General features: G+C 55.4%; 18 protein-coding genes. 9 read left to right on the top strand and 9 right to left on the bottom strand.

Going from position 1 to position 22986, the window contains the following annotated elements; all coding sequences use genetic code 11:
• Positions 1–2: 2 nt before the first annotated feature.
• The 3 genes from I6N98_RS04825 (at position 3) to I6N98_RS04815 (ending at position 4511) form a co-directional block, all read left to right on the top strand.
• The gene (locus I6N98_RS04825) at positions 3–2402 is read left to right on the top strand and encodes a PEP/pyruvate-binding domain-containing protein (protein WP_198570667.1); all 2400 of its coding nucleotides are present in this window, start codon (positions 3–5) and stop codon (positions 2400–2402) included.
• A 64-nt stretch (positions 2403–2466) separates the two neighbouring features.
• Positions 2467–3465 (top strand): DUF7064 domain-containing protein, encoded by a 999-nt coding sequence (locus I6N98_RS04820; RefSeq protein ID WP_198570666.1) that lies wholly within the window; start codon positions 2467–2469, stop codon positions 3463–3465.
• Positions 3466–3500: 35 nt separating this feature from the next.
• On the top strand, positions 3501–4511 hold the full coding sequence (locus tag I6N98_RS04815) for a TIGR03617 family F420-dependent LLM class oxidoreductase (RefSeq protein ID WP_198570665.1): 1011 nt from the start codon (positions 3501–3503) through the stop codon (positions 4509–4511).
• 56 nt (positions 4512–4567) lie between these two features.
• On the opposite strand, the gene I6N98_RS04810 is transcribed toward I6N98_RS04815, so the two are convergent.
• The 6 genes from I6N98_RS04810 to I6N98_RS04785 all read right to left on the bottom strand — a co-directional run bounded on the left by I6N98_RS04810 (position 4568) and on the right by I6N98_RS04785 (position 12634).
• A complete protein-coding gene (locus I6N98_RS04810) occupies positions 4568–6862 on the bottom strand; it encodes a bifunctional diguanylate cyclase/phosphodiesterase (RefSeq protein ID WP_198570664.1) in 2295 nt (764 codons plus the stop codon).
• 308 nt (positions 6863–7170) lie between these two features.
• Complete coding sequence (locus I6N98_RS04805) at positions 7171–9555, bottom strand: TonB-dependent receptor (protein ID WP_198570663.1); 2385 nt, start codon at positions 9553–9555, stop codon at positions 7171–7173.
• Between the two features lie 244 nt (positions 9556–9799).
• Positions 9800–10834: an SMP-30/gluconolactonase/LRE family protein gene (locus I6N98_RS04800; protein ID WP_198570662.1), complete on the bottom strand. Its 1035-nt coding sequence runs from the start codon at positions 10832–10834 to the stop codon at positions 9800–9802.
• 88 nt (positions 10835–10922) lie between these two features.
• Entirely contained in the window at positions 10923–11417 is a 495-nt protein-coding gene (locus tag I6N98_RS04795) for a nitroreductase family deazaflavin-dependent oxidoreductase (RefSeq protein ID WP_198570661.1), read from the bottom strand.
• A gap of 313 nt (positions 11418–11730) precedes the next feature.
• A complete protein-coding gene (locus I6N98_RS04790; protein ID WP_198570660.1) occupies positions 11731–12291 on the bottom strand; it encodes a BON domain-containing protein in 561 nt (186 codons plus the stop codon).
• 142 nt (positions 12292–12433) lie between these two features.
• The gene (locus I6N98_RS04785) at positions 12434–12634 is read right to left on the bottom strand and encodes a CsbD family protein (protein WP_198570659.1); all 201 of its coding nucleotides are present in this window, start codon (positions 12632–12634) and stop codon (positions 12434–12436) included.
• Positions 12635–13045: 411 nt separating this feature from the next.
• On the opposite strand from I6N98_RS04785, the gene I6N98_RS04780 reads away from it, so the two are divergent.
• From I6N98_RS04780 to I6N98_RS04770, 3 genes are read left to right on the top strand one after another with little or no spacing between them, the layout of a single operon-like run.
• Positions 13046–13348 carry an ElaB/YgaM/YqjD family protein gene (locus tag I6N98_RS04780; RefSeq protein WP_198570658.1) on the top strand — a complete coding sequence of 101 codons (303 nt, stop codon included), beginning with the start codon at positions 13046–13048 and terminating at the stop codon, positions 13346–13348.
• 14 nt (positions 13349–13362) lie between these two features.
• Positions 13363–13851 carry a hypothetical protein gene (locus I6N98_RS04775; RefSeq protein WP_198570657.1) on the top strand — a complete coding sequence of 163 codons (489 nt, stop codon included), beginning with the start codon at positions 13363–13365 and terminating at the stop codon, positions 13849–13851.
• Positions 13848–14204 (top strand): hypothetical protein, encoded by a 357-nt coding sequence (locus tag I6N98_RS04770; protein WP_198570656.1) that lies wholly within the window; start codon positions 13848–13850, stop codon positions 14202–14204. Before I6N98_RS04775 ends, I6N98_RS04770 begins: the two co-directional genes overlap by 4 nt.
• Before the next feature lie 10 nt (positions 14205–14214).
• Here I6N98_RS04770 and I6N98_RS04765 read toward each other — a convergent pair whose 3' ends face one another.
• Both I6N98_RS04765 and I6N98_RS04760 read right to left on the bottom strand, forming a co-directional pair.
• Positions 14215–16374 (bottom strand): PQQ-dependent dehydrogenase, methanol/ethanol family, encoded by a 2160-nt coding sequence (locus I6N98_RS04765; RefSeq protein WP_198570655.1) that lies wholly within the window; start codon positions 16372–16374, stop codon positions 14215–14217.
• Positions 16375–16696: 322 nt separating this feature from the next.
• Positions 16697–17299 carry a hypothetical protein gene (locus I6N98_RS04760; protein WP_198570654.1) on the bottom strand — a complete coding sequence of 201 codons (603 nt, stop codon included), beginning with the start codon at positions 17297–17299 and terminating at the stop codon, positions 16697–16699.
• A gap of 283 nt (positions 17300–17582) precedes the next feature.
• Between I6N98_RS04760 and npdG the strand changes: the two genes are divergently transcribed.
• The 3 genes from npdG (at position 17583) to cofH (ending at position 21758) form a co-directional block, all read left to right on the top strand.
• The gene (gene npdG / locus I6N98_RS04755; protein WP_198570653.1) at positions 17583–18260 is read left to right on the top strand and encodes an NADPH-dependent F420 reductase; all 678 of its coding nucleotides are present in this window, start codon (positions 17583–17585) and stop codon (positions 18258–18260) included.
• 368 nt (positions 18261–18628) lie between these two features.
• Positions 18629–19321, top strand: a complete 693-nt coding sequence (gene cofC, locus I6N98_RS18565) for a 2-phospho-L-lactate guanylyltransferase (protein ID WP_232787464.1) — start codon at positions 18629–18631, stop codon at positions 19319–19321.
• A 1-nt stretch (position 19322) separates the two neighbouring features.
• Positions 19323–21758, top strand: coding sequence for a 5-amino-6-(D-ribitylamino)uracil--L-tyrosine 4-hydroxyphenyl transferase CofH (cofH, locus tag I6N98_RS04750; RefSeq protein ID WP_232787463.1), 2436 nt, complete (start codon positions 19323–19325; stop codon positions 21756–21758).
• 38 nt (positions 21759–21796) lie between these two features.
• Here the strand turns inward: cofH and I6N98_RS04745 are convergent, their stop codons facing one another.
• A complete protein-coding gene (locus I6N98_RS04745) occupies positions 21797–22939 on the bottom strand; it encodes an acyl-CoA dehydrogenase family protein (RefSeq protein WP_198570651.1) in 1143 nt (380 codons plus the stop codon).
• Between the last annotated feature and the right edge of the window lie 47 nt (positions 22940–22986).

The following is a 22986-nucleotide window of genomic DNA, read 5'->3' as shown; positions in this document are numbered from 1 at the left end:
CAATGCTCAGCACAGCGTCAAGCATCCAATGGCTGAATGCCAGCGGCGACGAAGCAACACCAGACGACACCTTAGGCGGTAAGGCCCAGGGCCTGCGGCGTTTAAGTCAATGGGGACTCACGGTACCCAATGGTTTTGTGATCTTAAATGCCGAGCGCGGGATCTACCCCTTAAACCTGGAAGAATGCTACCGCCAATTAGGGAGCGGCAAGGTCGCTGTGCGCTCTTCAGCGCTCGGGGAGGACGGCGCCAATACTTCGTTTGCGGGCCAGTACGAGAGCGTCCTCAATGTCGAGGGCCTGGAGGCATTGCATCGCGCCATCGACCATTGTGTAGAGTCCCTAAGCAGTCAGCGGGCAAGCGCCTATCAGCAACAACAGCGCAGTACCAACCTGGATCACACCATTCAGATGAATGTGCTTGTACAAACCATGGTAGAGGCAAGTGCGGCCGGCGTCGTGTTCACCGTGGACCCGGTTTCCGGGCGCCACGACCGGCTTGTGGTTGACGCGATACAGGGGCTTGGAGAAGCCCTGGTCAGCGGCGAAGCCACCCCCGACCACTACGAGTTTGATCGCGACGGCCAGCTGGTCTATTCAGAATTGATTGGCGACACGCCGATACTCAGCGAAGCGCTGTGCAAGACGCTGTGCAATCAGGCCCAGCAGGCTGTGGCGAAAGCCGGCCACCCCCTGGACCTGGAATGGGCTATCGATCAGCGAGGCCAGATTTTTTGGCTACAAGCCCGCCCCATCACCACCATTGGCTCGGATCTGAATGAGCTGGATACCCCCATAAAGCCAGACGACGTGGTCACCCGCTGCAACGTCGGTGAAATGATGCCTGGCGCAAGCTGCCCCCTCACCTTCTCGACCACTGGACGCGGTATAGAAAACGGCATGCAGCACATGCACGTCAGCTATGCAGGCCGCCCTTCAGTCAACGACGAGTGGACTCAAATCGCTATGAGCCACGGCAGGCTGTTTATCAATCTCAGTGGCTCACTGGCTGCAGCCGCCACTGTGCTAGGAGTCGATGCAAAGTCGATGGGCTACAGTGTCTGCGGCGGCTTGGTCGAGGAGCTAAAAGAGCCGCCCAAAAAAAGCTGGCCACGGCGACTACTGGGTACTCTGCGCCTACTTCGTTACTTACAAACTGCCGACAGCGCCATCGCTAAATTCGCCCAAAAGGCCGGCACTTTCTCGTTGCCGGTTTCAGGAACAAGTCATGAGTTGGCTGCAGCCCTGGATAGCAAGCTGCCATTTTACTCCGAAGCCAACGCGGTACATTTACAATCATCCACCACCTCAGGCTTTGCCAGCAATATTTTGCAGGCAATGATTTCCGGCGGTCAGGAAAGCACGCCGGCGCAACAGGCCGAGGCTGCCCGGTTAATGGCTGGAGCTAATGGCGTAGAAAGCGCTGTGCTGGTGGAACAACTGGACGCCATCACCGACCAGATTGCCGACTCACCCACTGAGGCGCAATTGTTTGTCGATGCCAGCCCCACCGATGCCATCGACTGCTTACTGAACACCAGACCAGAGATTCGCTCCGCCTACCAGGGGTTTCTAGAGCGCCACGGTCATCGCGGCTACCGAGAGCTGTGTATGCGCGAGCCCTGCTGGGCAGACAATCCCGAAAGCCTTGTCGCAACAATGCAGGCCTCCGTCGCGGCCCGCCTCAGTGGTGCTGCCAAGAGTACACGACCCCCTGCGGTAGATGTAAGCAGCTTAAGCAGAGGGCTGCGCTGGATCTTACCCAAAGCTCATAATGCTATTCGCCGCCGTGAGGCCACCAAGTCATTACTGGTGGATATCGCCAATCGCTTTAAGCGCTGCTATCGGGCACTGGGACAGCAGTTGGTAAGGGAAGGAAAGTTAGAGGATGCCGACCAAGTATTCTTCTTCACCCACGATGAACTGATGACCTTTGTCCAAGGTAAGGCGGACGTCGCCACCTGGCAGCAAAAAACCAAGGCAAGACGTGTAGCGCTGGAATTCCAGAACCGTCTGGAGTTTGAGGAAATCTGTGTGGGTAAGCCTGTGCCGATTGACACTCGCTTGCGGAATCAGCACCAAGACGGCGCCATTGTGGGCCGACCGGTTTCCTCCGGCATCGTCGAAGCCACCGCCAGAGTGGCCTTTACTGTCGCCGAAGCCGCTGCTCTAAAGCCCGGAGAAATCCTGGTCGCGCCCATCACCGACGTTGGCTGGACACCCTACTTTAATATGATCTCTGGATTGATTACCGACGTCGGCAGCTCAGTATCCCACGGCGCGGTCATCGCCCGGGAATACGGCTTGCCCGCCATCGTCAATACTCGGGTTGCCACCCAACGGATAAAGACGGGCGACAAAGTCCACCTCAATGCCGACACCGGCGTGGTGACACTTCCCTAGCACCGACCCCTTTGGATATCACGTACATCAATACACACGTACATCAATAAAAGAGCTGACAACGATGCTTGACGAAAAAACCCTCTGCCAGTTTGATATCGCCCTCGAGGATGAGTTTCCACATCCCTATAGCGAAGACCATCAGGACTGGAATGAATCTTACTTTTTCGACTGGTACGACACCGGCGGTAACAACGCCGGCCACTGTCGCATAGGCTGGCATCCCGTTCAGCAGCGCATTCTGTTCTGGCTGTATCTCTACAATGGCGATGAATGGCTGGTCATTGAAGAGAACCGCCTGCCCTTCTCAGACCTGGTATTGAATGAAGACGGGCAAGTCTTCGGCTACCGCGGCTGGGGGCTGAACTTTAGTTATACCCCCAAGGAGACACTGCAAAGCGGCACACTGGCAGTGTCGGGCTTTGCCCGAGTGTTATCGGGTGGTCGCCGAGGCAATATCTTGCCAGTCAGTGTCGACCTCGACTTTCAAGCGCAAGGCCCAGCCCACTCCCGGGGCGCCGGTACGGTTGAAAATCACAGCGCCCAGGGCTACAGCACCAACCGCTACGAGCAACCGATCGCAGCCAGCTTGCAGGTCGATATCGGCGGCAAGCGCTCCAACCTTGAGGTTCGCGGTGAGCGCGATCACTCCTGGGGCCCCCGGCCCTGGGAGATGGAGTGGCAGTTTATGGTGATCAACACCGAGGGGTTCAGCCTGCAATCCACCGTGGTAAACCTGCCCGATTTTCCGGAAATTCAGATGGGTTATTTTCAGGCCCAAGGGCAGGAGATGGAACACTTGGAAAAGGTGCAATTTGACTGCCAGCTCAACGCCGACGACCCCACCCAAGCGGTGACGGGCACATTTACACTGACCGGTGCCAGCGGCAAAGAGATCACCGGGCGGGTGGAGACTATCTCAGGTATGGAGATCGATATCACCCATACCTTTACACCACCCAAGCGCACCGAGTATCGCCGCTCCCTGGTACGCTGCCTTATTGACGGTCAACCGCCGGCCATTGGTTGGCTGGAGTGCAACCGCAACGTGGACCCAGCCTAAAGCCAACTTCCGCCAGCAAACAACAAGGTAATACCATGAAAATCGATGGTCCGTTTTACGCCAAGATGGCCGATGCCGCCGAAGAAGCCAAGCGCTTGGCGGCCATAGGCTACGATGGTGTGTACTCCCTGGAGGGCAGTTGGGACCCCTTCTTCCCGCTGGCAATTGCCTCGGAACATGCCCCACAGTTGGATATCGCTACCGGCATTGCTGTGGCATTTCCCCGCAATCCCTCCCACATCGCCTATCAAGCCTGGGACCTGCAAACCTTTTCCAAAGGCAAATTCAGCCTTGGCATAGGCTCGCAAATAAAGACCCATATCGAGAAACGCTTTGGCATCGACTTCAATCCGCCCGCCGCACGCATGCGGGAATATATCCTCGCCGTGAAGGCCTTTTTTGATTGCTGGCAACATGGCAGTCGGCTGGACTTTCAAGGTAAGTACTATCGCCACACCCTTATGACCCCGATGTTTAACCCCGGCCCCAATGACTACGGCATACCACCAATCATGCTGGGCGCGCTGGGCCCTAAAATGACTGAAGTCGCTGGCGAGGTTGCCGATGGGCTAATAGTACACCCCTTTAACAGCATGCCCTTCCTAGAGGACCGGGCCCTACCAGCAGTGCAGCGCGGGCTGGATAAATCAGGACGCAGCGCCGCGGATTTCACCCTACAAGTCAACGCCATCATTATTACCGGGGAAACAGAAGAGCAATACATCGCCGCAGAAAATAGCGTGAAAGGACTACTGGGCTTTTACGCCTCAACACCGGCCTATGCACCGCCCATGGAAGCAGTTGGCCTGGGAGATCTGCAACCAAAGATGAACCGGCTTTCCAAAGAAGGTAAATGGGACGAACTGGGCACTTATGTGGACGACCATTTTCTAGATGCGTTTTGTACTCGAGGTGAGCCCCATGAAATCGCCGGCAAACTTAAAGCGAAATATGGCAGCTATGCAGACAGACTGGCGATCTATGCGCCGTACGCGGCTCCGGACAGTATGTGGACTGATATTATCAGAGAGCTAAAAATGCCCTAAGCCTAGCTCGGCGTACAATGAAAATAAAACTCAGATTTACTGAAGCAAGGATTCCACTACACCGAGGTTTCTGACGATAGGGCTATTTGGTCTTGCAACAACGCCTTGAGTTGATCGCCCGAGATCGGCTTAGAGAAGTAGTAACCTTGGACCAGGTCGCAACCCAACCTAGACACTGCATCAAACTGCTCCCGATTTTCTACGCCCTCTGCCACCACCTCTAGAGAGAGGTTTCGCGCCAGCATTACTATAGTCTCAGTGACGATGGCGTGATTTTCATTGTGAATCAGCCCTTGGACAAAGGACCTATCGATTTTAAGAGCATTAGCGTGGAGAATCCCCAGATAGCCCAGGCTGGAGTGTCCGGTACCAAAATCATCAATCGCAACCCTAAACCCATCGTCCTTTAAATATTTGACGACAGTAGCGCCCTGCTCGGCATCCTTCATGAGAACACTCTCTGTGACCTCTAGCTCTACAAAGCGATTGTCCACTCCATAATCCCGCAACATGTCATAAAGCCAGGAAACAAAGCCCGACTCGTAAAGCTGGCTCGTTTCAAGATTCAAGGAGAATCGAAAATCAGGGCAAACAGTGCTTTGCAAGTGGGATAGCAGTTTCAAGGCATCCCGGAAAACAATTTCACTGATCTGCTTTATGAAGCCCAACTTCTCAGCCACAGGAATAAATTCTACGGGTGATACCGGACCTAAAGTTGCGCTCTTCCAACGGGCTAGGACCTCAGCCGCGACATATTTCTGCTGATTGATATCGTACTGCGGCTGTAACTCAATGTAGAACTCCTTGTGCTCGACGCCATATTTTATAGCGCTGATAAAGTTGGCGGATTCCTCTTCCTTACGTGCGATGTCTTCGGAATACGGTATATAGCTATTGCCACCAGTCTCCCGGGCGTGCTTTAACGCCGATTCAGCATTGCGAAATAGGGTCTCTACAGCCCCGCCATCTACCGGGTACATGGCACTGCCTGAGGAGAGTGTAAGGTAAATAGATTTATCGAATATGTTAAATGGCGGGCGCAATACTTCACTTATTCGAGAGGCGACATTGTCTATATCTTGTCGACCAGAGGTTTGTAAACGGAGAAAAATAACAAAATCGTCAGAGGCAATTCTACCGACGACATCGTCGCTCCGCAGGCAACTTTGAAGCCTACTACCCAGCTCCTTTAACAGGGCATTACCAAAATCGAGACCAAAGAATGAGTTAATACTGCCGAAACGGTCTATATCCAAAACCATAACAGCAAACTGGTCCGCACCAGAATCAATCGCTCCCTGAATCACATTCAACATGTGGTTGCGGTTATACAACCCCGTTACCTCGTCGTGATTTGCAATATAGTTGAGGCGGTTTTGTTGTTCCTTTTGTTTAGTGATATCAATATTTACACCGGTGATACCAATCACACGATCATCGTCATCTTTTATCGCGGATAGCCGAGTGATCAGCCAGTGAAGGCTGCCATCGGCATAGCGAACACGATAAAGATCCTCGCTCGTTGGCTCTCCCCCTTCAGCCACAAACCTAACTTGACTGACCAATTTTGGACGATTGTCTCGGTGGATATACTTTAAGAATTTACCTAATCCGCCAGACACAACCGGCGAATTGAAGCCGAGCTGCTTGGCCAGGCTCTCCGATAGATTTACCTCGTTACTGCTAAAATCCCAGCTCCACAGAGAGATGCCACCAATACGCTCCGCCAAGCGAAAATGCGCATTCTTTTGCTCAAGCTCACGACGGGTGTGGTGTATATCGGAGATATCAGTGGCGTTACCCACCCAGCTTTCTATGGAGCCCGTCTGTGGATTCCTTACCGGAACTTCCCGGACTTGGATCTGAACATAGCCACCATCGCGAGACTTTAATCGCAGCGTCGTTTCATACCCTACGCCGGACTTTACGGCCCGCTCGCGCTCTTTAAGAAAGTTTTCGCGATCGGCAGGGTGTATAAACTGGGGCCAAGGCCGCCTGGAAAACACATCCAAGGAGACCCCGGTTATCACTTCAAACCCCGGGCTTAGATGAAGGTCATCGCCATTTTTATCCGACAGCCAAAAAAACTGCCGAGGATCGTGGAGAATTTTTTTATATGACTCATGGATCGTATCTTCCCGGCGATACAGCCAGCGTAAAAGGCCGTAGAGGATGGCCGAAGTGACCAGGACAAAAATGACGCCCTTAATACTCTGTATTGTATGATCAGAGGGCGTAGCATCTGCTGAAGAAGCGACGATAATATCGGATAGAAGAATCCATAGAATGCTCCAGCTCGCGTAGAGCACAACGATTTTTTTTACGGTGTTTTTGGGAGGAACCACACCCATAACGCTCTACCCCGGCATGATCCATACACACGATCTATACTAGCTGGAAAAAGCGCAAAACCGACATTTCTACCAACAGACTATGGATCAATACCTGCTATTGGTTACATATCTTCACTGTACTCCTGCTTCGTTGTAATGGAAAGGCATGGCCAGCACGCTGAGAACTCCTGATAAAAACCGATATTTATAAAACCAGAAACATATAAGACCGACTCCCCTTATTCTGGCAAAGATCTAATACGCCGCCCCAGGGCAACAAAACGATATCAAGTTGTTTTAAGCGCCCTAAAAAAATTCGCCGAGATTTAAAAACCCACCTTAAAATCCAACTGATAGGTGGTCTGATCAGGATAGGGGGTTTTGGTATAGTTGCCGGGTATCAGCGGCTGATCCAGGATCAAGATAGAGTCTTGCTCTTCGGTGATATTCCTTGCCTGGAAATTGACAGACCAATTGCCGCTCTCTGAGCGCAAACCGAGACCGGCGTCGATACGCGTAATTTCGTCCTGCAGGGTATTGGGATCAATATCCGAGTCTTGATAGCGCTCGCTGGTGTGGGTGATATTGAGGCGTACACTCCCGAAAATATCCTGGCTGCCTAGCACCGGAAACTGCAGCGCCGGCGACAAGGACGCCGACCAGCGCGGCGCATAGGGTAAGGGCTTACCACTCAGGTCTTGGGTTTCATTCTGCTCGGAGGTAAACAGCGGAGGACCCTCTTTAAAACTATCGTACTTGGCATCCAGGTAGGCCAAGCTGCCGGCAATACTAAGCCCATCCAAAGGTGGCAGCCAGAAAAAATCCATCTCGGCGCCTTGGCTAGAGGACTTTGGGGCATTAAAGGTGGTTAGGGTCACACCGGAGAAGGTACGAATTTGCAGATTATCCACATCGCTGTCGAACACTGCCATGTTCAAAGTTAAGGAGCCGCCCAGCAAGCGAGATTTCACCCCCGCTTCGTAGGTCAATGTTTCCTCACCCTTGTAGGTCAGGTTGTCATCATTGAGGGGGGCCGGATCAAAACCACCGGCTTTAAAGCCTTTTGCAGCATTGATATACACATTGACGCCAGGCAGGGCTTCATAATTCAAGGCCAGTTTTGGCGATACATTGGTTTCCTTACTGCGCAGATTGGGCGCATTAAAATCCCGCTGATTCAAAGAGCCGCCGGAGATACTATTGCCCGCCGCGACTCTGGAATAAGACGCACCCTCTGATTCGTCTTCGCCGTAGCGAATACCCGCGGTAGCAGTAAGACGATTGGTGAGTACCCAGTTAAATTGCGAGAAAACGGCAAATGACTGGGTTTCTGATTGGGTGGCAGAGATGTAGCGCTCCCTTTCGATTATCCCTGGAATCAGATCGGGCAGCATAACCGGCAAGTCTATCAACAGTGGATCAAAAGGCAGTTGGATGTTCTGGACAATCGCCCCCGCCCGAGCGAAGGCAATCAAGCCATTTAAGCTCACATCAATGTCTTGGAAAACGTCATTGGTAGACTCCTGAGCAAACACACCGACCACAAAGTCCACCCCCTCGCCCCAGTTAAAGGGGGCATCCAGGCCGCCCGCCAGGCGCACCTCTATCGACTCCGCTGTGTAGGGGTTGCCCTTTGGCGGCTGATTAAAGGCCACCAAGGGTACTGGCGAGTAATCCACGTCCAGGGCATAAGGGGTGATCACCTCAGACCAGGAGGCAATAGTGGTCAGCTCCGGCGCATTGATGCCTAGCAATTCATCGGGGCGCCAGATGGCACTCAGGGAGATCGCTTCCACCTCGCGATCGGAGTAAGTCGGTGCGTCGGTGGAGGTGTTTTGATCAAAGGCATCGTCTTCGGTACGGGGATCATACTCCCGGAATACCCGCAGGCTGCGGTCGCTGGCAATAAACAGTGACTGGGTATAGCCCTTGGTCACCGACTCGGCATACAGCCCATTAAACTTTAGCGTCAGTGTATCGCCGAGCTGAGCTTCCAGCTTGAGTCGAACCGCTTTGTCTTCTTGGGTTTGTTGCTCATCCCGGGTGCTATTGTATTCTAGGGTATCAGCATCGTTGTAGCGAAAGGCCAAACGCGCCAACAAGCGCTCGCCCAGTAGCGGCCCTGAAATCGCGCCTTCAACACGATCGCTCTCGACGTTTTCTCCGCGACTGTACTTGATATAGCCTTCCGGCTCGACGGTCGGTGCTTTAGTGTGAAAATTAAGTACACCACCCAGGGTATTCTTGCCGAATAGTGTACCCTGAGGGCCCCGCAGCACCTCTAGTCGTCCGATATCAAAAACGGCGTCCTGCGCAAAGGTCGAGCGACCGTAGGGCACATCGTCAATAACCAAACCGATAGAGGGCTCAAACCCCACCCCCAAGGGCGGCGTACCAAAACCGCGAATGGTGATGCTGGTGTACAGGGCCAGCGAGGCGTCAAAGCTGACATTGGGAATGTAGCGGGTGATTTCCCCAACATCAGCCAGACCGGAATCTTCGATAAAATCCGCACCTACCACAGAGATGGATAAGGGCACATCCTGAGCGCTTTCCGCCCTTTTATTGGCGGTGACAATAACCTCTTCGATAACCCGAGGAGCGGCGTATAGCACCGGACTGGGCAGGCCGACAGTAGTCAAAATCAGGGCACACAGCAAACCTTGGGGCGAGCATGCACTGGCCATCAATAGCGAGCGGATGTTGGGCATTGCGATATTCCATCTTTATTATTTTTGTGCTTAACACACCGTTGACGAAGACAGGCAAATTAGCAACCTGCTTGACAAAACAACGTATCACTCCTGGGCCGGTTTTGCATTCATTTCGCTAGATTAATGCCGATTTTTTGAGCTCATACCCAGCCCCAGGTGCGTTGTCGGCGCCACTACAGCACCATAACGCCGACTATTTACCCCGCTATACATCTACGGGGTGATCACAGCCAACTGCTATTTACAGACTCGGAACCCGCAATAAGCGGTTACCTGCAAAGGAGCCGATATACCAGTAGTCGCCCAATTCCACGGCGACAGTGCCTCCTCCCATCGGTGCGCCGCTATGGTCCAGCACTTGCTTTTTTTCCAGGGTATCGGGATTAATCGTCACCAGCAAAAAACGAGATCCGCAGGCACCACTGTGCACGTCGGAACAAAGGTCGGGAATCAAGCCCTCCGGCGGATGGGAGGCCACCACCAGCCGGCCGTCTGGCAGCCAACTGCTGTTATCCGGATGCTCGACGCTCACGTCTCCCAAGTGCTCCCCGCTGAGACGATCCATTTTTCTCACCGTGTTCTCAGTATAGAGATTCAGGAAAAGGTGCCGCCCATCCTTACTGATCTGGATACCGTTGGGAAAGGAACCGACACTGCCAGGCTGGATATCCACGCCCTCGCCCGGACGCCAGCGCCATACATGGCCCCTTTTGGACCCCATCAAGGTCCGCAACAAGGCCCAGTAGTTATCCTTGGGGAACATCTGAGTGGCCAATAGCCCACCACCCGGGGTTGCCACTGTATCGTTGATAAAGCCCCCCTCTGGCATGACCACACAACCCCGCCATTGCAGGCTTTCCTGCTCGGCACGCCACTCGAAAAACTCCACCGATTCCCGGCCACCGTGATTCACAGCAAGCAATTGCCAGACACCATCATCCCGCTGCGACAAATGAATGCCGTGGGGTGAAAAAGCCTGCCCGGGCTCGCCTGGGCAATTCTCGCTACCCCATAGTGGAGCGCGATCAGCGCCATCTACGGCAAGGGGCTCGCCAGCGGGATACAGCGGTTTGACCTGCTCGGCTTCGGGGTCGAACAACACCAGACTACCCGCGCTACTGCCGGTGATGCCACCAAACTGACTGAGTATCAGCTTGCCACCTGCGGGAGTCACTTCGATATCTTCAGGAGCTTGAAAACCACAGATTGGCGTTCGCTCGCCAACCGATTGGCAGCTGTAGTCCTGCTGAGCATCACAGCCAAGCAACGCTGCCATAAAAAACAACGGCAACAGGCTCAAGCGATTTATCGATGGGAGGCATTGTATTATTTTCATCATACCCTCGGCACGCGGCGCAATTTGGTTATTGAGGCGTACAGACAAACACTGGAATATCCCGGTCTGTCCGCGCCTGATATTCATCAAAGTCAGGATACACTTCAAGTAGCCGCGGCCAAATATTGGCCTTTTGCTCAGCATCCACCTGTTCGGCCAGATATGTTTTGCGTTGCCCCCCCACCAGTATCTCTACTTCCGGATTAGCCTTAACATTGTAGAACCACACCGGATTTTTGCTCATTCCGCCCTTTGAAGCGACCAGTATTTTCTTATCGCCCCAGGGGATGTGAATCAGCGCGACCTCGCGTTTCTTCCCGGACTTGGCACCCTTCATGGTCACTACACAGATGGGCGCGCCACCAAAGAAGGTTTTCATCAACCGGCCATTGCTCTTTTTAAACACCCATACATTGAGCTTGGTGGCGTACTTGATAATGGGTGACACAATCCGCTCAGCGCGAGGCGTAATTTTCTGGACGTCCTCCCGACGGGTTTTCACGTAACTGAATTTATTAGCCATCACTGCCCCACTTTTTAACCTTAGACTTTTGTTATTCAACGAAAGATTTACAACCCAACAACACTAGCACAACCTAACCTTGCGCAAATACGCCATATGAGCGGGGTAAGGCTTATCGAGGATTAGCCGCGGCCAACTGCACAACGTCGGCTATAGATTTGAGCATACTGTGGAGTGAAACTAAGCTGCACAACTTCAGAGTCGACAGGTCGTCGAGCAAGATTACGCAACCCTAAACGTAAAACGCCCCGCAAATGCGGGGCGCTATCCCTTGAGGCCACGCCGTTTGGGAGCAAACAGCGAAGCAGACAGATTACTTCACTGTCAGCCTGTCCCGAACTTTATCGACATTGTCGTAGTTTTCGGCCATCTCCACAGCCAGATCCCGGGCGGCTTCACTGCGGACAGTGCCGCTTAGCGTCACCACACCGTTCTTGGTGTCTACATCAATGCTGGTGGCTTCTAGATTGTCATTAACCGCGTACTTCATATTCAAGCCGGCTGTCGCCGTCGAATCCTGCCAAGTGCGGACGAACTTATCGCCGGCGCGCTCCATGCTGTTGCGGTGATTGGCGTTGACCTCGATATTATTCTCGACGTCTTTAACGCCCTTCACATTCTCGGTGATTTCTTCCGCCAAGTCCTTGGCTATATCGGTATCCACCGTACCGGAAAGGGTAACCTCACGATTCTCAACTTGTGTATCGATCTCAAAATTATTGAGCTCGCCGTTTAACATCAGTGCGGTTTCAACTTTACCATCGATCCAGGCATCTTTGGACTCGCCTTTCCAGTCGTTGTTACCCGCCATTGCCGGAGCGCTTAACATTCCGGTAATAACGGCACCTGCGATCAAAGTTTTTCTGAATTCCATTGCAACCTCCTTAGCGTTGCTTCAACTTTTTCAGTTCAGCCCGTTTAATTCAATGTGGTAGCGTCGATTCATTGAGTTTTTAAACGCGCTGTAAAAATATCGGAAGCATCCAAGCGCGATTTTTACCGCGCTGCGAGCAACGTCAGTGGATGCTTCGTTTCAGCTCGTCGAGCTGCGCTTTGGCCTCATCTTTAGCCAAACCCTGTCGTTCTTGAAGCTTACCGATAAGGCGCTCACTACTGCCCTCGGCCGCTTCCAGATCGTCGTCGGTAATATTTGCCCATTTCTCTTTGATCTGGCCTTTAAACTGTCTCCACTTACCTTCTGCGATATCTCTATTCATATCGACTCCTTAGCGTATGTGACACTACTCCATAGTCATTGCCAATATTGTCTACACGCAGCTAAAAACAAGGTTAAATCACTAAACTCGACCGGCTTCTATCAGCCAGCTTTTTTTGCTGCGCTCACTGACTCCGACACGGGATAAACAACAAGTTCCCCAACTAAAATTGGCAAACCTTAAGCGCTGTATGTAATTAGCGCTGAAAAGTGTCAGCGCCGGCCTTTCACGGGTTTATTAATCTATTTCTATCACCGACAAAATAAATCCAGCGGAACTCCTGTTGTCACGCCAATGTCAATTTTATCGAGAGGCAAATCAGCCTGAGCCTGATTCATCAGACAGATCGCTTCAAAAACGGTGTTTGGAACACCATGCATAGTTCAAACCATGCTGCAAGGAGGATTTACTATGGCAACGTCAACATCCAACTCGCACACGCAAAAAAGTGCCCACGCCAATGTAGACCGCGCCGCCGAACGCGCCCATGAAGCGGTCAACCGCGCTGCTGAATTTGCCGGCAGTGGTGAAGAAAAACTTCAACATCTCGCTGAAGAGTTACGCAACCAAGCTGAACAACTGACTAGCAGTGCAAAGCGTCACTCCAGCGAGGCAACCGCGGCTGTAGAGGACTACACCCGGGCCCATCCCTTCAAAACCTTGAGTTTTGCTTTTTTAATCGGCGCGGTCATCGCTTTTCTGATTCGCCGCTAAGTGTGTCAAAAGCCATGACAAGCTACGCGAACGAAACACTCAACACACGCCGGGCGACGCCCGGCGATCATGGTGAATCGCGGCCACAGCATCAACCTCCCCGCGACGACTTAGCAGAGCCAGATCTGACCATGCTGCTCCGGGCGCATGGTGAACAGTGGCTAAGTTGGCTGCAAAGCGTGGAACTCAAGGGAAAACTGGTAGTACTGAACCTACTGAAATCAGTGGCGTGCGTGCTGTTGTTGGTACTGTTAGCTTCCAGCGCTTGGACATTAGCTGTCGCCGCTCTGGTCGTCACACTGGCTAATACCGGGGTACCACTTGCCGCGGCCCTTGGCTTAGCGGCGCTGCTAATGGCACTTAGTGCATGGTTGATGTGGCGCCTGATTATTCACGCTTTTCGGGTTGGTATCGCCGTCAATACAACGCAAACATTGGCCAGTGCCGATAATGACGGCTGTAACGAAGAGACCGGAGGGAAAGAACACGGAGGCGGGCCATGAACGAACAGCGTCGTATGCGACAACAGCTGGCTCAGCTAAGCCGTGACCGCCAGCGCTTATCCCGCCGCAACAGGGACTTGCGCCGCCGTTACCGAGACAGATCACGTCAGCGCCTGACGAGAGTCGATTCGATAGTGACCGCAGGCTTGCTGGGTGCGGCCAGCTACTATCTGGCATCGAGATGGACGGACAAAGACCAGGCTCACCCAACCAGCTGGCTACTTATGGAGCTGCGCACTCTGATTTTAGAGCTACTAAACCAGCAATGCGACAAGTGGATGCTGCGACTCATTCCATCTCTGTCAGAAGAGCCTCGCCGTACCGCGCCCAGTATCCAAATAGGCGACCGCTAAGGGCCAATGCCTAGGGGGCCCCGGTGCTCGCTGCCTCCACCACATCGTGGGCGCGCTTGATGATATAGGCGTGGATGGCATCACTCTCCTCCTTAGTGAGCCGCTCCCAAAATCCGACCATACCCTTGGCCTGCAGTGCACCGCCCAACACAATGCCGTCCCACATGGCGTGTTTTTCTTTACTCATATAGCGCAGGTCGGGCACTGAGCTGGCGGACACGGCACGGTCGCCGTGACACATATGGCAGTTAGCCATATACAGCGCATGACCCTGGGTCAGAGTTGCCTCGTCGGCATCCAGGGGCGGTGGTTCGGGCAGAGCCCGCTCCGCCACTGCACTGGCTGGCAGAGTTTTATCGCTGCCGAGCTTGTAGACCAATACCCGGCTGTTGTTGGCCGTGCCCTTGGCATCGCTGATAATTTCGCCCAGTGACAAGGCGCCCACTCCGCCCCAGCCCGCGGCGACGGCGATATATTGTTCACCGTCAACGGCATAACTGATCGGTGCGGCGACAATGCCGGTGTGAGCATTGGTCGACCACAGCGATTCGCCGTTGTCGGCCCGATAGGCGACCAGCTCGCCATCGGCATTGCCTTGAAACAACAGGTTACCCGCAGTGGATAGCATGCCACCGTTCCACATATTGGGGTGCTGTACTCGCCACACTTCTTTTTGCGATACCGGGTCCCAGGCAGAGATGTGACCGCGAATGGTCGGCATAAAAGCCTCTCGCACTGCCGGGTCATTCTCCGGCAAACCGGCCGCTGCCAGATTTACCCCCACATTCCAGCTTTTGGGATCGTACTCATACTGACTGTCGTGCATGTACGCCATGAGGTTTTCCTGGGCGGGAATATAGACCAAGCCAGTATCGGGGCTAAAGCTCATCGGGTGCCAGTTGTGTCCACCTGCCGGATGGGGAGCCACAAGATGCGGTTTTCCATCGGTATAGCGGGCCTCCGGGTTCTCCACCGGCCGGCCGGTTTCTGGATCAACATGGCTGGCCCAGGTCGCCTTGGTGTATTTTTCTGCCGAGATAAATTCACCGGTAGCGCGATCCAGCACATAGAAGAAACCATTTTTCGGTGCCTGCATGATCACCTTGCGCTGTTGATCCCCGATTTTCAGATCGGCCAGAATCATGTGCTGAGTGGCGGTATAGTCCCAGGTTTCTCCGGGGGTAGTCTGATAGTGCCAAACGTATTCACCGGTGTCCGGACGCAGCGCGACGATGGATGACAGGAAAAGGTTATCGCCACCATCGGGGCTGCGAATCTGCCGGTTCCAGGGTGCGCCATTGCCCACACCGATATACAGCAGGTCCAGCTCGGCATCGTAGGCCATGGAGTCCCACACGGTGCCGCCACCGCCGGCTTTCCACCACTCACCACCGCCCCAGGTGCTGGCGGCTTTTTCAAGAATGGGGTTCTCGAACTCCTCCTCCGGGTTGCCGGGCACGGTGTAAAAGCGCCATGCCATTTCTCCGCTCTCGGCATCGTAGGCGCTGACATAGCCGCGAACACCCAACTCACTGCCGCCGTTGCCAATCACCACTTTACCCTTCACCACCCGTGGCGCGCCGGTAATGGAATAGGGCTTGTCTTTGGGGGTCGTTTTCACCTCCCATAGCACACTGCCATCCTCAGCATCCAGGGCAATCAAACGGCCGTCCAATGTGCCAACAAACACGTTGCCCTTCCACACCGCGACGCCGCGATTCACGACATCGCAGCACAGGTTGACGGCCCAATTGGTGGGCACCTGGGGATCGTACTGCCACAACGTCTCGCCGCTGCGGGCATCCAGAGCAAATACCATGCTCCAGGACCCGGTTACATACATAACCCCATCGACCACAATTGGCGTGGCTTCGATTCCTCGGTTGGTAGGGAAATCAAAGTACCAGTCCAGCCCCAGTTGTTTGGCATTGCCATCGTTGATTTGCTTTAAGGGGCTATAGCGCTGTTCGTCGTAGGTGCGACCATGGGTCATCCAGTTACCCGGCTCTTTATCGGCGGCCAGAATACGCGCCCCGTCCACAGCCGCAATGGCGCTACTGGCGGGCTCTTGGGCGGCCTTTGGGGCCGAGTTATCGGTTTTACCGCAGGCCCCCAACAACAGGACTGAAGCGGTCAAAGCAACGGTCTTAAACAGCGTGGTATTGGTCATGTGTGCACATCCAATCTGAATGAATAAGAGACCGCGACGACGGGTTCGCAGCGATCAGTACCATTATTGCGACGTTTAGTATTGTTATAGCGCATCGTGTTGTGGTGCCCACTGTCGTCGTACGCACCTTCATCACTGCCCAGATTGGTAAGACTTACATAAATTAACGTACTTTTGTACCCCAAAAACCCAATCGGATTCCGCGCCACTTTCTTTTTATCGGGGATAGCAACTTATCGGGGATAACAATTTGTAGGGGATAGCAACCGTATTTAGCCCGTATACCTCGGCGCAACGTGGATGGGCCCCGGGCTTAGCGGGCTCAGAACGCGAGAGAAGCGGTCAAACCGACATGATCGCCATCGACTTTCTCGCCAACGAAATCGCTCGCTTCGTATTCAATGGCGGTATAACGCAGGCCAATGCGTACCGCACTGGTGATACTGTAATCGTACTCCACCACCAGCCCGGTTGCGTCGTCAAACTCGGCACTGTCCTTGGGTTCGTTATCAAAATCGAAATCTGCCTCAGGAGACAGGTGGTGGCTGACACCTGCACCAAAGCGATGCCTGCCATTATTGACGAATACGATTGCCTCTAAAGGGAATCGATCAAAACTGGCGTCGCCGTTTTTGGCAGTGATGGAATCAAAATGGTAATTGAGGGTTAATTGCAGGGAGACCGCACCGCTGCCCGGCGTTAAAAGCAGCCCGCCTCCTAACATCAACAGGCCACCCGCTTTTATTTTTTCGCTCTCGGCGTTTTTAAACTTCACCTTTACCAGATCATCCCCACCTTCGGTAATGGCACCGTTAACAATGAATTGTAAGGGTGCCGGTGTAGTTAGCGGTGCCTGCTGAGCAGCGGCAAACGATGAACAGGTAAAAGCGGCGGCGGCGATAAGCCGATATAGCGTTCCTTGCATGGCCATGATCCTTTTGGGGAATTATGCGTAATAATCAAATTACAAGTATTCTGATGACGGCACAATAGGGGAGACGCCTCCCGATATTGCCGGTTCAATGGTGCCAGCGATGCACTGACTTTATTGACCAGTTTGGTCAGTGCCTAGCTCTGAAAACGCCTTGACACAGTTGTTAAACAGCCATTAGTTTCTGCAATCCTCAGCGCTGCGGTAAGCCCCATAACAGCGGCGGCGCGACTCACAACAACAATGCCTGTCGGCGCGAAATAATTGGAGATTCACTATGACCGACCCCAAACCTGTATTAGCCATACTGGGCGGCACCGGAGACCTGGGCACCGGCCTTGCCCGGCGCTGGGCACAAGCGGGGTACCGGGTCATTATCGGCTCCCGTACCCAGGAAAAAGCCGCCGCCGCCGTGGAGGACCTGCAGGCGGTAATGACCGAGCGGGGCGTAGACTCTGTGACCGTCGAAGCCATGGAAAACCTTCAGGCCGCGGAAGCCGCCAACATCGTGGTAATGACCGTGCCCTTTGCCCACCACAGCAGCACGCTGGAGCTGGTCAAACCGGCACTGGCTGGCAAAATCCTGGTGGACGTTACGGTCCCTCTGGTGCCCCCCAAGGTGGCGCGAGTACAACTTCCCGAGGCCGGCTCGGCGGGTCAAATCGCCCAGGAGCTGCTGGGTGAAGACGTACAAGTCGTTTCCGCCTTCCAAAATGTGGCGGCCCATCACCTGCAGGAAGGCGCCGGCCTGGATTGCGATGTGCTGGTGTGCGGCAACAAAAAAGATGCTCGCGCGGAGGTGATCAAATTGGTTGAAGCCGCCGGCATGCGCGGTTTTCATGCAGGCAGCATCGCCAATGCCGCCGCCGTGGAGGCCATGACCTCGGTACTGATTTTTGTCAACAAGCAGTACTCCTGTCATGCCGGCATCAAGCTCACCGGCCTTCCAGAGTAATCGCCTCTGCCAACCGGTCACCCAGGTGACCGGTTGTGCCTATCGGTCTGGCAGAAAATACCAGTCCCCCCTCCGCAACCCTTGGCTACACTGCTGTTTTTACACAGCGGACGTTATGATTTCGGCGGCCTTCGCGGTACAGTACCCAGCCGGGAAATGCATTAGACGGCGAGAGAAAGCCTTTAGCGTTTTGGAAATTGGCTTTAGCGCAGTGGCAAGGGCCCTTTTAGCGCAACGGAAAGAGCCTTTAGCGCTTTGGAAAGTGCATTTAGCGCAGCGGAAAGCCGAAATCTGACCCGATCCAATAAGCACGCCATACCTGCGACGATAAGCACAAACACTAAAAAAGCAGAGGGAATATAGACGCGATGTATGCCTTGGTCCCCGTCAAGGGCCTGCAACACAGCAAACAACGGCTGGCCCCCCTGCTGAGTGCCGATGAGCGTCAGCAGCTGAGTGAGGCCATGACCCGGGACGTGCTGGCCACGCTGGCCGGCAGCGAGCTGTTTAGTGAAATACTGGTGTGCTCTGGCGACCCCGAACAGGAAGCCTTGGCCCGGGAGTTCGGCGCCCGCCTGATACTGGAGAGCGAGCTGAACACCGCCGGTCTCAATAACGCCCTCAATGCTCTGCTGAATCGCTTGGCCTCATCCAGTGACGGCGACGCGGCGATGATCGTCCACAGTGACCTGCCCCTGCTCTGCGTTAACGACGTTCACCAGGTCGCCGCCACCCTTACTCAACACGATGCCGCTCTGGTGCCCGATCGCCGGGGCCGGGGCAGCAATATTCTGGCCACGCAGCTGCGTCCGCCACTGGTCACCCACTTTGGTGACAACAGCCGTGTTCAGCATCGCCAGCAAAGCATTCTGCAAGGGTTGGCGCTGGAGGAATGCCTGCCTAGCGGTGCCCGCTGGGATGTGGACCTGCCGGACGACCTCCGTATTCTCTGCCAGGAAAAGCTCGCAGCCTGCGGTCAGTACAGCCGTCACTACTTACAATCCTCGGGGATTGTTCAGCGCTGCCTATGGCAAAACGCCCCACAGCCGGTTTTCGCTTGATATGTCTGCTGCTACACCAAATCACACCACAGAATTCTTTCACCCGCTGAGCCACAGCGACGCGCTGGCATTGGCGGAGCGCCCGTTAAACAACGACTTGATCAATGCCGCCAGCGCGCTTCGGGACCAGGGTTTCGGCGATGTGGTGACCTACTCCCGCAAAGTGTTTATTCCCCTCACCAAGTTGTGCCGGGATGTCTGTCACTACTGCACCTTTGCCAAAACCCCCCGCCATCTCGACAGCCCCTTTATGACGGCCGACGAGGCGGTCGCCATTGCCCGCCAGGGCGCCGAGATGGGGTGTCGGGAAGCCCTGCTCACACTGGGGGAAAAGCCCGAGCTGCGCTACCGGGTCGCCCGGGAAGCGCTGGCCGAGATGGGCTTTGCCACAACTCTTGAGTATGTGGCCCACGTTGCCCAGCGCATTGTCAGCGAGACCGGGCTGCTGCCCCATATCAACGCCGGCAATATGGATCCGAGCGAGATCACCATGCTGCGCCCGGTCTCGGCCTCGATGGGCATTATGCTGGAGTCAGCCTCCGAGCGACTGTGTGAAAAGGGCATGCCCCACTACGGTTCACCGGACAAAGCCCCCGCCGAGCGCCTGGCAACACTGCGCCGGGCCGGTGAGGCCGGTGTTCCCTTTACCAGCGGTATTTTGATTGGCATCGGCGAAACCCGCCGCGAGCGCATCGAGAGCCTGCTGGCACTGCGGGACCTTCACAACCAATACGGTCACCTGCAAGAGGTGATCGTGCAAAACTTCCGCGCCAAGCCCGACACCCAAATGGCCGATGCCCCGGAACCCGATCTCGATGATCTGCTGTGGACTCTGGCGGTCACCCGGCTGATTTTTGGGCCCACCATGAGCATCCAGGTGCCCCCCAACCTCAGCCCCGGTGTGCTGCCCAAGCTGGTAGCCGCGGGTATTAACGACTGGGGCGGCGTGTCACCGCTGACCCCCGACCACGTCAACCCGGAAGCGCCCTGGCCCCACCTGGACCACCTGGCCCAGGCAACCCGGGATGCCGCCAAGCATCTACAGGAAAGGCTGACCCTCTACCCAGACTATGCGCTAGCGCCCGAGCATTGGCTGGACAGCGCCATGCGTGGACCGGTGCTGCGCCATCGGGACGGTCAAGGCCTGGCCCGGGGTGACGATTGGTGTGCCGGAACCAGCCTCGACCTGCCCAAAGATGCAAGGCACTTACTGTCACTGTCTGCCCCCTCGGCATCGCCGACAATTGAGGCCATCGTTCAGCGCGCCCGTCGGGGACAGCGCTTGGACGAAGCCGACATCGCCGAGCTGTTTCGGGCCCGGGGCGACGATTTTGCCTACCTTTGCCAACAGGCGGATGCGCTGCGCCGGGAAACGGTCGGCGACGCTGTCAGCTACGTGGTCAACCGCAATATCAACTACAGCAATATCTGCTATTTCAAATGCGGCTTCTGCGCCTTTTCCAAAGGACAGGGGCACGCCGACCTGCGGGGGCCGGCCTATGACCTCGCCGATGAGGATATTGCCTTTCGGGTGGGCGAAGCCTGGCAGCGGGGCGCCACCGAGGTCTGCCTGCAAGGCGGTATCCACCCCCGCTACAGCGGCCAAAAATACCTGGATGTGCTGGACCTGATCACCGCCGCTGAGCCGCAGATTCATATCCATGCCTTTTCACCTTTGGAAGTGTGGCAAGGCGCCGAAACCCTGAACCTGCCGCTGGAAGACTTTTTGCGCCAGCTTAAGGCGAAGGGCCTGGCCACCCTGCCCGGCACCGCCGCCGAGGTCTTGGACGACGAGGTCCGCGCCACACTGTGCCCCGACAAGCTCAATACCGAGCAGTGGCTGACCGTGATGCGCACTGCGCACAAGGTGGGGCTGCGCTCCACCGCCACGATTATGTACGGCCACGTCGACGGCTATCAGCACTGGGCCCGACACCTGCTGCGCATCCGCGACTTACAGGAAGAGACCGGCGGCTTTACCGAATTTGTCCCGCTGCCCTTTGTCGCCGCGGAGGCGCCCATCTACCGCAAGGGCCAGGCTCGCAAAGGCCCCACCTTCCGGGAAGCCGTGCTGATGCACGCTGTGGCCAGACTGGTACTGCACCCCTTGATTCCTAACATTCAGGCGTCTTGGGTGAAGATGGGGCCAGCCGGCATTCGTGCCTGCCTCGCGGCCGGCGCCAACGATCTGGGCGGCAGCCTGATGAACGAATCCATTACCCGCGCCGCCGGTGCCGAGTACGGTCAGGAGTTCAGCCCGGCGCGCTTTGACGCCCTGATCGAAGAGTGCGGACGCCAGCCGCAGCAGCGCACTACGCTCTACGGCCCGGTCAGCGAAGAAAGAAAACGCGCCGCTTATGCCGCGGCGCCCATCGTCGACACCACAAGCAGCGTGCCGCCACAGAAACAAGAGAACCTGATCGCCAGCAGCGTCTAAACCGCGCTGGCGAGCCAGCTCGCCACAACACCCCGGCGCTATAAGCCCAGGGTTTTGGCAATCACCTCGTTCATGATTTCGTAGGTGCCGCCGCCGATAGACAGAATGCGATTATCCCGATACAGGCGCTCCACCACCGACTCCCGCATATAGCCCATACCGCCAAATAGCTGCACCGCCTGATAGGTGACGTAGTCGCTGGTGGTGGTGGCCATATTCTTGGCCATGGAGACATCCTTGATGGCGTTTTCACCGGCCTGCATTTTCGCAGCCACCCGGTAGGTGTACTCCCGGGACACCTCGACCCGGGTAGCCATCTCGGCGATACGGTGGCGCAGGGTTTGAAAATCACTCAGAGACTGCCCGAAAGCCTGGCGCTGTTTCACATAGGCGATAGTCTCTTCCAGGGCGATTTGCGCGGTGGTATTGGCGGTCACCGCCAGCTGCAGGCGCTCGTTCTGGAAGTTGGCCATAATGGCGTAGAAGCCCGCGTTCTCCTCGCCGATGAGGTTCTCCACCGGCACCCGGCAGTCTTCAAAAAACAGCTCGGCGGTATCGCTGGCCCACCAACCCATTTTTTTAAGATTGCGGCCCACCGAAAAGCCCGGCGTGCCCTTCTCGACCAACAGTAAACTGACGCCCTTGTGACCCGGCTCGCCGGTGCGCACCGCCACGGTGTAGTAGTCGGCCCGCACGCCACTGGTAATAAAGGTTTTGCTGCCGTTAACCACATAGTGATCGCCATCGCGACGGGCCTGGGTGCGCAGTGCCGCAACGTCGGAGCCGCCACCGGGCTCGGTGATGGCCAAACACTGGATTTTTCGCCCCGCCAGTACGTCGGGGACAATGCGCTGTTGCAGCGCCTCGCTGCCAAAGTGAATGATGGGTGGCAGACCAATATCCAGCGAGCCCAGACTGGCCGCCAGCCCGCCGGAGGTGCAGCGGAGAATTTCCTCCACCGCGACAATCTTCATAAACAGGTCGGTACCGGCACCGCCGACCTGCTCGGGGTGGCCAATACCCAGAATGCCGGCGTCACCGGCTTTGCGATAAAGCTCGATGGGAAAGCTTCCGGCCTCCTCCCACTCATCCACGTGGGGCAGGATTTCCCGCTCTACAAAGCGCTTCACCGAGTCTCTAACTAAACGGTGCTCGTCGCTGAAATAATCTGTGCTTGTCATTGTTATGTCCTGTGTCGCCCGGCGCTCCCCGTTATCGGGCAGCGCGC

The sequence above is a fragment of the Spongiibacter nanhainus genome, from assembly GCF_016132545.1.
GTDB classification, from domain to species: domain Bacteria; phylum Pseudomonadota; class Gammaproteobacteria; order Pseudomonadales; family Spongiibacteraceae; genus Spongiibacter; species Spongiibacter nanhainus.
This window is presented reverse-complemented; position numbering and strand designations above follow the sequence as displayed.